The sequence below is a fragment of the Sphingomonas sp. MS122 genome (genome assembly GCF_049532975.1).
Classification (GTDB): domain Bacteria; phylum Pseudomonadota; class Alphaproteobacteria; order Sphingomonadales; family Sphingomonadaceae; genus Sphingomonas.
The window spans coordinates 2,456,339-2,468,623 of sequence record NZ_CP186695.1 but is presented as its reverse complement, the minus strand read 5'-3'; the positions used below and the strand labels follow the sequence as shown (position 1 = coordinate 2,468,623).

The window sequence follows — 12,285 nt, the reverse complement described above, 5'->3', positions numbered from 1 at the left end:
GGACGGCGCTGCGGTGGTGCGCGGGCCGGACTGCGGAATACATGTCGGGAAAAATGGTGACCCCGGCGCGATTCGAACGCGCGGCCCTCAGATTAGGAATCTGATGCTCTATCCTGCTGAGCTACGGAGTCACTCGCGCCCCAATAACCGGGTTTGGAAGGCGCCGCCAACCCTGTTTGCAGCGGTGACAAGCTTCAGTTGCGCTGCTCGGGCGGGACCACGGGCAACGGCAGCGGTGCGACCGGCACACCTTCCTCGATCAGCGCCTTGGCCTCCTCGACGCTCGCCTGGCCGTGGATCGGGGCATGCGCCTCGTCGCCGAGATGCATCGCGCGCGCCCTGTCGGCAAAGGCGACGCCGACCCATTTCGAGCCTTCGAGCATCTTCGCCTGTGCCTGCGCGAGCGCAGCCATCAGTTGTCTGGGATCGGGCTTACCGGCCGCGGACCCAGTGTCGACGCGGCGGTTGCCCTTGGCAGCGACATTGGGCGCCATCACCGCCTTGTCGATCGCAGTATCGCCGCACAGAGGGCAGGCGACCAGCGCCCGCTCGCGCTGACTCTCATAGTCCGCACTCGATCCGAACCACGCCTCGAACACGTGGCCGGCGGTGCAGCGCAGGTCGAAGACGATCATCGCACCACCTCGACCGGCGGGATTGCGCGGCGATGCGCGATCGCCGGCACGCGCGAGCGCACCTCCGCGACGCGCGCCGGATCGATCTCGGCGAAGCCCAGACCCGGCCCGTCGCCCATGTCGAGCAGCACCTCGCCCCAGGGATCGACCGCGAGGCTGTGGCCATAGGTCGCGCGGCCGTCCGCATGCGTACCCGCCTGCGCCGCGGCGATGACGTGCACGCCCGCCTCGATCGCCCGCGCGCGCAGCAGCACGTGCCAGTGCGCCGCGCCGGTCGGCCGGGTGAACGCCGCCGGCACCGACAACAGGGTCGCGCCGGCATCGGTGAGCGCGCGGAACAGATCGGGGAAGCGCAGGTCGTAGCAGATCGACAGGCCGAGCATGCCGAGCGGGGTCTCGACCACCGCAGCACTAGCGCCGGGGGCATAGGCGTCGGATTCGCGCCAGCGCTCGCCGGTGGGCAGATCGACGTCGAACAGGTGGAGCTTGTCATAGCGCACGCGGATCGCGCCGCTCTCGTCGATCACGAAGCCGCGATTGACGAAGCGGCCGTCGGCCTCGCCCCGAAGCGCCAGCGAGCCGAGATGCACCCAGATGTGGTGCTTCGCCGCCGCCTCGCGCACTGCGGCGAGCACGCGATCGTCGCCCTCCGCGATGAGGCTCGCCGCCGCGCGGGCACGGTCGCGGTCGAGCAGGCCCGACATCTCGGGCGTGAACAGCATTGCCGCACCCTCCCCCGCCGCCTGAGCCACGCCGTCGGTCAGCGTGCGCGCATTGGCGAGCGGGTCGATCCCGCTCGTCATCTGGAGGATCGCGGCCTTCATGCGTTCAGCAGCGCGTCCAGCCTGCCCTCGCGTTCGAGCGCGGCGAGATCGTCGGACCCGCCGATATGCACGCCGTCGATGAAGATCTGCGGCACGGTGGTGCGGCCATCGGCGCGCTGGATCATCTCCTGCCGCTTGGGCCCGCCCATCGTCAGGTCGAACTCCTCATAGCCGACGCCCTTGCTGTCGAGCAGCGCCTTGGCCCGCGCGCAGAAGCCGCAAAACGCCTTGGTGTAGATTTCGATCTTCGCCATTTCATTGAGGTGAGAGCGCGGCCCGCGCTTGTCAATCGGCCGCATCGGGATCGAGCACGCGCGCCCAGCACAGAATCGTCACCCGCGCCGCGCCCGCGCGCTTGAGCAGGCGCACACAGGCGTCGGCGGTCGCGCCGCTGGTGAAGACGTCGTCGACCAGGACAACCGACCGCCCCGCAACGCGTTCGCGTGCACCGGGCGCCGCCGCAAAGGCGCCGGCCACCGCCTTCGCCCGCCCGCGAGCGCCCAGCCCGCGCAGCACCGGCGTGGCCCTGATCCGGCGGAGCAGATCCAAATCGGCCGGGACACCGCGCAGCCGCGCGAGCTCGTGCGCGATCAGCGCCGCCTGGTTGAAGCCTCGCCCCCAGATGCGCCAGCGATGGAGCGGCACCGGCACCAGCAGCTCGGCATCCCCCGGCATCAGCCGCGCCATCAGCCGCGCGGCGGTGGCGGCATAAGCGGTGCGCCCGCCATATTTGAGCTTGAGCACGAGCGCGCGCGCAGCCGGGCCATAGGCCACTGCCGCGCGTACCCCGTCATGAACAGGCGGCACCGCGAGACATTGGCCGCACAACGCTTCCTCGCCGCGGTCGAATTCGAAGGGCAGATTGCACGCGGCGCACCAGGGCGGCGCGATCAGCGTGAACTCGCCCCAGCATGACGCGCAGAAACGGTGATCGGCCTCGACCACCTCGCTGCAGCCCGGGCAGCGCGGCGGGAGCGCCAGCGCGATGAGTTTCAGGATCGGTTGGCGTGCCCCCACGGCGCTTCTTGTCGCGTAGCCGCGAAACCGGCACAAGCCGCCCCGTGACTTCAGCTGCGCCACCGCCCGAGATCTTCGACCGCACCCGCCGCCGCGCCCGCCGCGACCGCGCCGCGCCGCGCTTCGCCGATGCCGCGTTCATCCGGGAGTGGATGCTGGAGGGAATCGCCGAGCGGCTCGACGCGGTACGCCGCACCTTCGCCGACGTGCTCGATCTCGGCTGCTTCGACGGCAGTTTCGTTCCCCCGCCGGGCGCGCGAGTGACGCGGATCGATGCGGGCGCGCGCTTCGCCGCGATGGCGGGGGGCATCCAGGGCGAAGAGGATCAGCCGCATTTCCCCGACGCCAGCTTCGACCTCGTCGTCGCCGCGGGCAGCCTCGACACGGTCAACGACCTGCCCGGCGCCCTGGCGCTGGTCCGCCGCGCCCTGCGGCCCGACGGGCTGTTCCTCGGCGCGTTCCTCGGTGGTTCCACACTCTCGACGCTGCGCGCGGTGCTGCTCGAAGCCGAGGCCGACCGGCCGGCGGCGCGAGTCCATCCGCAGATCGACGTACGCGCCGCGGGCGATCTGCTCGTCCGCGCGGGCTTCGCGCTGCCTGTGGCCGATGTCGAGAGCCTGAACGTCCGCTATGCGAGCCTGTTCGACCTGGTCCGTGACCTGCGCGGCATGGCCGGGACCAGCCTGCTGCCCTTCTCACCGCTTTCCCGTGCCACCGTGGGTGGCGCCGCTGCCGCGTTCGCCGCGCGCACCGATGCCGAGGACCGCACCACGGAGCGTTTCGATGCAATCTTCCTGACCGGCTGGGCGCCCGATCCTTCGCAGCCACAGCCGGCGCGGCGCGGCTCGGCCACTGCCTCGCTCGCCGCGGCGCTCAAACCCCAAGATTGATCACGGCCCCTAGATCAACGCCTCGAGCAGACCGATCAGCGGCTTGTCGGCGGGCGGCATCTCCAGCCGGTGCAACTCGAGCGGACGCACCCATTTGAGCGCGGTGGCATGGCGCGGCTGCGGCGCCCCGTTCCATTTGCGCAGCGCGTAGAGGAGCAGGAGCAGGTGCCGCTCGCCCAGCGCCTCGCTCGCGAAGGTCGCGGGAGCAAGGCAGGCGCGCTCGACGCCGATGCCGAGCTCCTCCTCCAGCTCGCGGCACAGCGCCGCCTCGGGCAGCTCGCCCGGATCGACCTTTCCGCCGGGGAATTCCCACAAGCCTGCCATCGGCTTGCCCGGCGGACGCTGCTGCACCAGCACGCGGCCGTCGCCATCCACCAGCGCCGCCGCGACCACCATGAGCAAAGCATCGGCAGGCATCACCGAATCGGAGCTAGCAATTTTCAACATCGACTTTTCGTTAATCTTGTTTCCCTAACTTTCGGCAAGCTCAATCGGACAAGACTGCACGGATGCAAGTGCTGACGACACTTTATGGCCGTCTCCTGCGCTGTCGCCGCGCCGCGACCGCGGTCGAATATGGCCTGATCCTCGCGCTCATCGTCCTCGCCATGATGCTGGCGCTGATCGAACTCGCCGGCACCACCACGGGCATGTGGAACAACGTCAGCTCGGCTGTCCAGAACGCCCGCTGATCTTGCACGCGAACCGGCGCGTCTAAGTCCTTTGTTAACTTCCGCCCCGTAATTTCCGTAGTTGCTGGACCGGGGGGCTTCATCCCGCGTGCAGCCGGGTAACTGAAGTTGTGAACAGGATGGAGACCGGTATGAACACGATCCGCAAGATTTTCGGCAACAAGAAGGGCGCGACCGCCATCGAGTACGGCCTGATCGCCGCTCTGATCGCCGTCGCCGCGATCGCCGCGATGCAGGGCCTGGGCAACCAGCTCAAGACCACCTTCACCAACGTCTCGTCGAACATGAAGGCGTCGTAAGACCCTCATTTCGAAGACAGAAAACGGGGCGGCGGACTCAAGGGTCCGCCGCCCTTTTTCATTGGTGCGACAGCCGGTGATGCCGAAACGCGTCCAGGAACTCAGGCGCGGCCCATCGCCAGGAACTTGGCGCGGCGGCTCTGGCGCAGCGCATCCGCGCTCTGCCCGGCCAGTTCGCCGAGCGCCACCTCGATCGCGTCGCCGAGCGAATCGATCGCGGCGTCCCGGTCGCGATGCGCGCCGCCCAGCGGCTCGGGCACGATCGTGTCGATCACGCCGAGTTCCTTCAAATGCTGCGCGGTCACCTTCATCGCCTCGGCCGCCTCGGCTGCCTTGTCGGCGGTGCGCCACAGGATCGAAGCGCAGCCCTCGGGCGAGATCACCGAATAGACCGCGTGCTCCATCATCAGCACGCGATTGCCCGCGGCCAGAGCCACCGCGCCGCCCGAGCCGCCCTCGCCCAGGATCGACGCGACCAGCGGCACGCCGGCGTTGAGGCACGCCTCGGTCGAGCGCGCGATCGCCTCGGCCTGACCACGCTCCTCGGCTTCCATGCCCGGGAAAGCGCCCGAGGTATCGACCAGGGTGATCACCGGGATGCCGAACTTGTCGGCGAGCTCGACCAGGCGGATCGCCTTGCGATAGCCCTCGGGCTTGCCCATGCCGAAATTGTGCTTGAGGCGGCTGGCGGTGTCGTCGCCCTTTTCGTGGCCGATCACCATAACCCGCTGCCCGCGGAATCGGCCGAGCCCGCCCTGGATCGCGGCGTCGTCGGCAAAGGCCCGGTCGCCGCCGAGCGGCATGAAGTCGGTGACCAGCCGCGCGACATAGTGCTTGAAGTGCGGCCGCTCGGGATGGCGCGCGACCAGCGTCTTCTGCCACGGAGTCAGGCGCGAATAGGCGTCGCGCAGAAACTTGTCCGATTTGGCCTGGAGCTTCGCGACTTCGCTGTCGATGTCGACCTCGCCGCCGGCCGCGGCGCCGCGCAGCTCGTCGATACGGGCTTGAAGCTCGGCAATCGGCTTCTCGAATTCGAGGAAAGTAGCCATCGGCGCGGCCCTATGCCCCCTCTTTGCCCGCGTCAACGCGTGGCTTGATCTTGGGCTGGTCGGCGAGCGGGTGGCGCTCGTTGACGAGCTGCACCAGTCGGGCGCTGTCGACATGAGTGTAGATCTCGGTCGTGGCGATATCGGCATGCCCCAGCATCGCCTGCAGCGCGCGTAGGTCCGCGCCGCCCTCGAGCAGATGCGTGGCGAAGGCGTGGCGCAGCACGTGCGGGCTGATCCGGTCGGGCGGGATGCCTGCCTCGGCGGCGAGCGCGCGGATCATCTGGTAGAGACGCACGCGCGAGAGATGGCTCTTTCCCGATGGGAACAGCCACGGCCGCTGCACATCGACATACGCGCGCCACGCCGCCACGGCGGCGCGGGCGCGGTCGCTCAGCGGAACCAGCCGCTCGCGTCCGCCCTTGCCGCGCAGGATCAGATAGGGCTTGTCGGACTGCACCGCGTTGCGCGGCAGCGAGACGAGTTCGGTCGCGCGCAGCCCCGAGCCGTAGAGCAATTCGACCAGCGCGAGCAGCCGGAGGTCGCGCGGATCCGGCGGCGCGCGCTCGATCCGCGCTTGGATCGCGGCGAACAGCCGGTCGACGTCGGCGGCGGACAGCGTCTTGGGCAGGCTGCGGCCGCTTCCCGGGCGCGGCAGCGCGCCACCGGGATCATCGGTGCGCAGCCCCTCATCGGCGAGAAACGCGAAGAAGCGCCGCAGCGCCGCCGACTTGCGCGCGACGGTCGCGCGGGAGAGGTCGCGCCATGCGTGGGCCAGCTTCTCGATTCCCGCGCGATCGGCGCCTGCCAGCCCACCCGCCAGCGCCTCCGACGCGAGCCGCAAGTCGGTGCCATAAGCCGCGATCGTGTTGCGCGAGGCGCCCGCCTCCGCCGCCATCATCTCGAGGAAGCGCTCGATCAGCGCGCGGTCGTCGCCGGGGCTGGCGCCGGTCAAAGCCGCGTGATCGCCTCGACGGCGATCATCCGCGCATAGTTGCCGAGCCCCACCCGGTTGAGCGCACGGGTGATGTGGTAGAGCGCCTCGGGCGAGACGCCCTCCCATGCCCGCGTCTGCATCCCCGCCGCGGCGAGCAGCACCACGGTACCCGGCTCGCCGCGTTCCGCAGCCTCGCCGATCGCGCGGGTCCAGGCATTGGCTGCTTCGAAATTCACGCCAGCGCTGCGCATCAACTGCACGCCGTCGCCCTCGGCCACGCGTCCGGCGCCCGCCATGGCCGCCGCGTAGAGCGCGCGGTTGGCGCCGGTATAGGCGCCCGCGTCGCCTGCCGAGACCGGACGGCCCGACGGATCGGCGAGCAGCAGCATGGCCCAGCCCTCGCTGCCGCGCGACGCAACGCTGCGCCAGCGCATCGCGGCGCGATCGAACCCGGCACTCAGCATCGATGCGATCAGCCGGTCGGCATCCTCGGCCAGCGCAGCATCGGGGTTGAGCCGCGCCGCCGCCCGCGCGGTCAGGATCAGGCGGCTGTAACGCGCGCCCGCGCTCTGCGGCTCGTCCCACAGCGAACGCATCTGCTCGACCCGCTCGGCCGGAGTCGCGGCGGTGAACGCGGCGCGCAGGTCGCGCGCGACCGCCACCTCGGTGGTGGTCGCGTCTTCCTGCTCCTCGATTTCGCCATAGAGGTCGGTCAGCGCCTGGCTCGAGAACACACCCTGGCTCGCAGCCGCCTCCGCGGCCGCGATCCGGTCGCGCCAGCCGAGCCCCGGCGCGGTCGCGCGCCAGTAATTCACCTGCGGCCCAACGGTGCCGTAGAGCTCGGCGGGCACCTCGGTCGCCGACGCCACCGCGAGGCCCCAGCGCCAAGCGCTCAGCTGGTCGACCGCGTCCCATTCGATCGTCACCGCGCGGCGGCCCGAGACGCCCATACCGACCACCTTCTCGGCGAGCAGCAGGTCGATGGAATTGTTCATCCGGCGGCGCGCCGCATCGATCAGCGGCCCGGCCTTGTTGGGATCGCCCTCCAGCCCCGCGCACATCGCCTCGGCGAAGCGCCAGTTGCGATCAGGCGCGGTACGCAGCGCAGGTACCACCATCGGGCACATGCCGCCCGGATCGGCGGTCGCCAGCATCGCCTGCATACCGATCTGGAACAGCTTGGGCGTATAATTCTCGATATCGACCGACTGCACCATCGCGCGCGCGGCCTCGGCCTCGCCCATGCGAATCAGCAGCCAGGCGCGCTCGGCGGCGAAGTCCGCGCCGTTGAGCCCACCGGGGGTATCGACTCGCGACAGCAAGGCGCGGCGCAGCGCGATCGACAGCCAACGCGAGGCGATGGGCGCGTCGAGCCGCCGCATCAGCGTCTCGAGGAAGCCGCCATCGGCGCGGCCAAAGGCATTGGCAGGGAGCCCGTCGCTCGTCGGCGAGGACGGCCCGACCTGCGTCAGCGAGCGCTTGGCGAAATCGGGCAGCTCGTAGCGCTGGATCACTGCATAATCGATCTCGCCGGGCACCCCGGTCGGAGTCGCACCCGGCGTGGGCGAGGGGAGCGGCGGGGATGCGCCGGGCGCCGCTGTAGCGGTTCCCGTCGGTGCGGCGGCAGGACGCGGCGCGGCCGGCTGCACGGGGGCAGGGGCAGGCGCCGGCGCGGGCGCGGGGACGGGGTCGTTGAAGCCCGGCGGCAGCAGCGATTCGGGACGGTCCTGGCCCAGCGCGGGAATCCCCGCGCCGGCCGCCAGCACCACGCCGAGCGCGGTCAGCGCGACGCTAGTTCGCGAGATTTTCAAGCGGCACGGCCTTCTCGACGGTCACCGGCTGCTTCTCGGTATCGCGCCCGGCAAGGAAGAACAGGCCGCCGATCAACAGCACGGCGACCACGATGATGATGACGAGCGAACGGGACATCGACCCCCTCAAAAACCGGATATCAGTACAGGCGATCAGGCCTTTTGCCCGAGCGCGGCCCTCGCTGTATAGCCCCCGCGACCATGCTGCAAACCCGTCCCGCCGATCCTGTCGTCCCGCCCCGTCCAATCGTGCTGATCGGGCTGATGGGCGTGGGCAAGACCACGGTGGGCCGCCGCCTCGCCCAGCGTCTCCATCTGCCCTTCGTCGACGCGGATCACGAGATCGAGGCGGCGGCGGGCATGACCGTCGCCGAGATCTTCGAGCGCTTCGGCGAAGACCATTTCCGCGACGGCGAGCGGCGCGTGATCGCGCGGCTGATCGACGGCACGCCCAAGGTGATCGCCACCGGCGGCGGCGCCTTCCTCAATGCCGAGACGCGCGCGCTGATCCTTGACCAGTCGATCGCGATCTGGCTGGACGCGGCGCCACATGTCCTGGCCGAGCGCGTGTCCAAGCGCGACCACCGCCCGCTGCTTCGTGGAAAGGATCCCTTGAAGGTGCTCACCGAACTCGCCGCCGTCCGCAACCCGGTCTATGCGCTCGCGCCGATCCATGTGGTGAGCAAGTCCGCGCCGCACGACGCCACGGTCAACGCGATCCTCGAGGCGCTGCGCGCATGAGGATCGTCCCGGTCGCGCTCGGCGCGCGCAGCTATGAGGTCCGGATCGCGAGCGGGCTGCTCGACCGCGCCGCCGAGCATTTGGCGCCGCTCGCGCGCAAGCGACCCTTCGTGATCGTCACCGACGCCAATGTCGCGCCGCATGCGCAGCGGCTCGCCGAGGTTCTCGCCGCGGCCGATCTCGCGAGCGAGATGGTCGTGCTGCCCGCGGGCGAGGGCACCAAGAGCTGGGCGCAGCTCGAATCGCTGCTCGACCGTCTGCTCGATCTCGGCATCGAGCGCGGCGACCATGTCATCGCATTGGGCGGCGGAGTGATCGGCGACCTGGTCGGCTTCGCCTCGGCGATCCTGAAGCGGGGCTGCAACTTCGTGCAGATCCCGACCACCCTGCTCGCGCAGGTCGACAGCTCGGTTGGCGGCAAGACCGCGATCAACGCGCGAGCGGGCAAGAACCTGGTCGGCGCCTTCCACCAGCCGGCGCTCGTGCTGATCGACCCCGACTTGCTCGACACGCTCCCGCTGCGCGAACAGCGCGCGGGCTATGCCGAGGTCGTGAAATACGGTCTGATCGACGACGCCGATTTCTTCGCCTGGTGCGAGGGCAATGGCGAGGCGCTGCTCGCCGGCGACGCCGATGCGCGCGCCTATGCCATCGCCCATTCGGTCGGCGCCAAGGCAAGGATCGTCGGCGAGGACGAGCGCGAGACCACGGGCACGCGCGCGCTGCTCAACCTCGGCCATACCTTCGGCCATGCTCTCGAGGCGGAGACCGGCTTCTCCGACAGACTGCTGCACGGCGAGGGCGTCGCAGCCGGGATGGCGCTCGCCTTCGCCTTCTCGGCGCGCCAGGGGTTGTGCCCGGCGGCGGACGCCGCGCGTGTCGCAGCGCATCTCCGGGCGAGCGGCCTCCCCCATGATCTCGCCAGTGCCGGCATCACCGCGAGCGGCGCGCGACTGGTCGAGCATATGCTCCACGACAAGAAGATGGACGCGGGCACCCTGCCCTTCCTGCTCGCGCGGGCGATCGGGGCGACCTATCTCGATCGCCACGTCGACCTGGCCGAGGTCGCGGCGTTCCTCGACGAGCAGGCACGTCCCTGACCGTCATCCCAGCGAAAGCTGGGGTCCAGTCACCCGCATCGCGCTTGGGGCACGAGATTCCAGCTTTCGCTAGGATGCCGACAGAGGAAGGCTTGAGGCGGAAGGCACAGGCCTCCCGCCCCCGTCCCCTCCGCTCGGAGGACGATTCTAGGCCTCGAGCTGGCGCATCAGGCTGCGCACGGCGCCATCGATTTCGCTGTCGGTGCCGCGCAGCTCCTCGATCCGGCGGACGGCGTGGATCACGGTGGAGTGGTCGCGGTTGCCGAACTTGCGGCCGATCTCGGGCAGCGAGCGCGTGGTGAGGCGCTTGGCGAGGTACATCGCGATCTGGCGCGGACGCGCGATCGCCACGGCGCGGCGCTGCGACACGAGGTCGAGCTGCTTGACGTCGAAATGCGACGACACCGCCTTCTGGATCTCGTCGATCGTGATGCGGCGCTGGCTGCCGCGCAACGCCTCGCCGAGCACGCTCTCGGCGAACTCGATCGTCACCGTCTCGCCGTTGAGCTGGGCATAGGCGACGAGGCGGTTGAGCGCACCCTCGAGCTCGCGCACGCTGCTGCTGATCCGCGCCGCGAGCAGGTCGAGCACGTCGGCGGGCACCGCGGCCCCCGGCATGTCCTCCAGCTTGCGGTCGAGAATCGCGCGGCGCAGCCCGAGCTCGGCGGGCTTGATGTCGGCCGCTAGCCCAGCGCCGAGCCGCGAGGCGAGCCGCGCCTCGATCCCCTCGAGCGCCAGTGGGCTGCGGTCGGCAGCGATGACGAGCCGCTTCCCCTCGCGCATGAACTCGTCGACGGTGTGGAAGAACTCCTCCTGAGTCGATTCCTTGCCGGCGATGAACTGAAGGTCGTCGATCATCAGCAGGTCGACACCGCGCAGCCGCGCCTTGAACGCGAACGTGTCCTTCTCGCGCACCGCGCGGACGAACTCGAACATGAAGCGCTCGGCGGGCATGTAGATCGCGCTCGCCTCCGGGCATGCCTCGAGAAAGGCGTGGCCGATCGCGTGCATCAGGTGAGTCTTGCCCTGGCCGGTCGAGCTGTGGAGGTAGAGCGGGCTGAAGCGCGGCTTGCCCGGCTCGGCCAGCGCCTTGGCGGCGTTGAACGCGACTCGATTCGATGCATCGACCACGAATCGGTCGAAGGTGAAGCGCGAATCGAAGCGCGGACGCTCGGCCGACGCCGCGGCCTTGGGCGCGGCAGCCGCAACCGGCGCGATGGCGACGGGCGATTCGGCTTCGGGCACGAGCTCGCGAGTCTCGCGCGGCAGCGTCTCGATCGAAACGGTCCGTACATTGGCCAGCAGCGCGCGGAATTCCATCAGCAGCCGCTCGGCATAATGGCCCTTCACCCAGTTGGTCATGAACGGCGAGGGCAGGCCGAGGCGCACGGTCTCGGCGTCGTCGCTGTCGATCAGGACGATGGGCTTCAGCCACTGGTCGAACAGCCGCTGGCCTGCGGAAAGCCGCAGATTGCCGCGCACGCGTGTCCAGGCCTTGGCTTGATCCATCCTTCACGCCCCTCTCGTCATCGCCCGCGTGCGGGCACAGCCTTCCCCCATGCGGAAAGCGCCCCCTTCCGCACGCTGATTTCGCTCAGGCAAAAGATCGCCGCAGCCGGAATCGCATCCGCACTGGCCCGTGACCTTCGCTGAATCGCCGCGAGAACGTCGCGGCGGAAGGTCGTTTTAGGGACCATTTTTCGAGTCGATCAAGAGGGCGACGTGTAAAGAATCTGAAATAAGTAGGCTTGACTCGTCTCGTGCCCGGAAATCCGCGATTCAAGCATCAAGTTGCGGTAATTATTCGCGAATTCTGCAACGTTACAATAGCGTGACGACGCGACTCGCGCAATTCTGCGGCTTAGCACCGGACTTGTTCGCCAAGTTCTTGAACGCACAAGAAAAACCCCGCCGGGGCGTCCCGGCGGGGCTGGTAAATCTTTGGAATCGCGTGGATCAGGCGAGCGCGGCGAGGCGCTTCGTCAGGCGCGAAAACTTCCGCGCGGCGGTGTTCTTGTGCAGCACGCCCTTGGCCACGCCGCGCGCCAGTTCCGGCTGCATCGCCTTCAGCGCCGACTCGGCCGCCGACTTGTCGCCCGACTCGAGCGCGCTCTCCGCCTTCTTGACGAAGGTGCGGATGCGGCTGACGCGCGCGCCGTTGACGTCGGCGCGGCGGGCGTTGCGGCGGATGCGCTTCTTGGCTTGCGGCGTGTTCGCCATGTAGTCTCGTTCCTGTTTTCGATGCGAAAAGAGGCGCGGAACCAGTGTCCCCGCCTCGGGAAAGCGCGCCCCT

16 protein-coding genes and 1 tRNA gene are annotated in these 12,285 nt (G+C 69.4%); 5 read left to right on the top strand and 12 right to left on the bottom strand.

Annotated elements, in window-relative coordinates:
• Positions 1-54 precede the first annotated feature (54 nt).
• The 5 genes from ACO227_RS11870 to ACO227_RS11850 all read right to left on the bottom strand — a co-directional run bounded on the left by ACO227_RS11870 (position 55) and on the right by ACO227_RS11850 (position 2,476).
• Positions 55-131, bottom strand: a tRNA-Arg gene (locus tag ACO227_RS11870).
• Positions 132-194: 63 nt separating this feature from the next.
• The gene (locus ACO227_RS11865) at positions 195-635 is read right to left on the bottom strand and encodes a DUF1178 family protein (protein WP_423602049.1); all 441 of its coding nucleotides are present in this window, start codon (positions 633-635) and stop codon (positions 195-197) included.
• Positions 632-1,459: a carbon-nitrogen hydrolase family protein gene (locus ACO227_RS11860; protein ID WP_423602048.1), complete on the bottom strand. Its 828-nt coding sequence runs from the start codon at positions 1,457-1,459 to the stop codon at positions 632-634. Before ACO227_RS11860 ends, ACO227_RS11865 begins: the two co-directional genes overlap by 4 nt.
• The gene (grxC, locus tag ACO227_RS11855) at positions 1,456-1,713 is read right to left on the bottom strand and encodes a glutaredoxin 3 (RefSeq protein ID WP_423602047.1); all 258 of its coding nucleotides are present in this window, start codon (positions 1,711-1,713) and stop codon (positions 1,456-1,458) included. Before grxC ends, ACO227_RS11860 begins: the two co-directional genes overlap by 4 nt.
• Before the next feature lie 31 nt (positions 1,714-1,744).
• A complete protein-coding gene (locus ACO227_RS11850) occupies positions 1,745-2,476 on the bottom strand; it encodes a ComF family protein (protein WP_423602046.1) in 732 nt (243 codons plus the stop codon).
• A 44-nt stretch (positions 2,477-2,520) separates the two neighbouring features.
• Between ACO227_RS11850 and ACO227_RS11845 the strand changes: the two genes are divergently transcribed.
• On the top strand, positions 2,521-3,366 hold the full coding sequence (locus ACO227_RS11845) for a methyltransferase domain-containing protein (protein ID WP_423602045.1): 846 nt from the start codon (positions 2,521-2,523) through the stop codon (positions 3,364-3,366).
• A gap of 9 nt (positions 3,367-3,375) precedes the next feature.
• On the opposite strand, the gene ACO227_RS11840 is transcribed toward ACO227_RS11845, so the two are convergent.
• Positions 3,376-3,813, bottom strand: coding sequence for a (deoxy)nucleoside triphosphate pyrophosphohydrolase (locus tag ACO227_RS11840; protein WP_423602044.1), 438 nt, complete (start codon positions 3,811-3,813; stop codon positions 3,376-3,378).
• Between the two features lie 62 nt (positions 3,814-3,875).
• Between ACO227_RS11840 and ACO227_RS11835 the strand changes: the two genes are divergently transcribed.
• Both ACO227_RS11835 and ACO227_RS11830 read left to right on the top strand, forming a co-directional pair.
• Positions 3,876-4,058: a Flp family type IVb pilin gene (locus ACO227_RS11835; RefSeq protein ID WP_423602043.1), complete on the top strand. Its 183-nt coding sequence runs from the start codon at positions 3,876-3,878 to the stop codon at positions 4,056-4,058.
• 131 nt (positions 4,059-4,189) lie between these two features.
• Entirely contained in the window at positions 4,190-4,357 is a 168-nt protein-coding gene (locus ACO227_RS11830; protein ID WP_066665303.1) for a Flp family type IVb pilin, read from the top strand.
• A 101-nt stretch (positions 4,358-4,458) separates the two neighbouring features.
• Here ACO227_RS11830 and ACO227_RS11825 read toward each other — a convergent pair whose 3' ends face one another.
• The 4 genes from ACO227_RS11825 to ACO227_RS11810 are packed head-to-tail and all read right to left on the bottom strand — an operon-like array spanning position 4,459 to position 8,269.
• On the bottom strand, positions 4,459-5,406 hold the full coding sequence (locus ACO227_RS11825; RefSeq protein WP_423602042.1) for an acetyl-CoA carboxylase carboxyltransferase subunit alpha: 948 nt from the start codon (positions 5,404-5,406) through the stop codon (positions 4,459-4,461).
• Positions 5,407-5,416: 10 nt separating this feature from the next.
• Positions 5,417-6,304, bottom strand: a complete 888-nt coding sequence (locus ACO227_RS11820) for a tyrosine-type recombinase/integrase (RefSeq protein WP_423607339.1) — start codon at positions 6,302-6,304, stop codon at positions 5,417-5,419.
• Positions 6,305-6,354: 50 nt separating this feature from the next.
• Positions 6,355-8,151, bottom strand: coding sequence for a hypothetical protein (locus ACO227_RS11815; protein WP_423602041.1), 1,797 nt, complete (start codon positions 8,149-8,151; stop codon positions 6,355-6,357).
• Positions 8,132-8,269 carry a hypothetical protein gene (locus ACO227_RS11810; protein ID WP_265118676.1) on the bottom strand — a complete coding sequence of 46 codons (138 nt, stop codon included), beginning with the start codon at positions 8,267-8,269 and terminating at the stop codon, positions 8,132-8,134. The genes ACO227_RS11815 and ACO227_RS11810 overlap by 20 nt, the downstream gene beginning before the upstream one ends.
• A gap of 83 nt (positions 8,270-8,352) precedes the next feature.
• Between ACO227_RS11810 and ACO227_RS11805 the strand changes: the two genes are divergently transcribed.
• Positions 8,353-8,892 (top strand): shikimate kinase, encoded by a 540-nt coding sequence (locus ACO227_RS11805; RefSeq protein WP_423602040.1) that lies wholly within the window; start codon positions 8,353-8,355, stop codon positions 8,890-8,892.
• Positions 8,889-9,992, top strand: a complete 1,104-nt coding sequence (aroB, locus tag ACO227_RS11800) for a 3-dehydroquinate synthase (protein ID WP_423602039.1) — start codon at positions 8,889-8,891, stop codon at positions 9,990-9,992. The genes ACO227_RS11805 and aroB overlap by 4 nt, the downstream gene beginning before the upstream one ends.
• Positions 9,993-10,139: 147 nt before the next feature.
• Here aroB and dnaA read toward each other — a convergent pair whose 3' ends face one another.
• Both dnaA and rpsT read right to left on the bottom strand, forming a co-directional pair.
• Positions 10,140-11,501, bottom strand: coding sequence for a chromosomal replication initiator protein DnaA (dnaA, locus tag ACO227_RS11795; RefSeq protein WP_423602038.1), 1,362 nt, complete (start codon positions 11,499-11,501; stop codon positions 10,140-10,142).
• Positions 11,502-11,948: 447 nt separating this feature from the next.
• Positions 11,949-12,212 carry a 30S ribosomal protein S20 gene (gene rpsT / locus ACO227_RS11790; protein WP_423602037.1) on the bottom strand — a complete coding sequence of 88 codons (264 nt, stop codon included), beginning with the start codon at positions 12,210-12,212 and terminating at the stop codon, positions 11,949-11,951.
• Between the last annotated feature and the right edge of the window lie 73 nt (positions 12,213-12,285).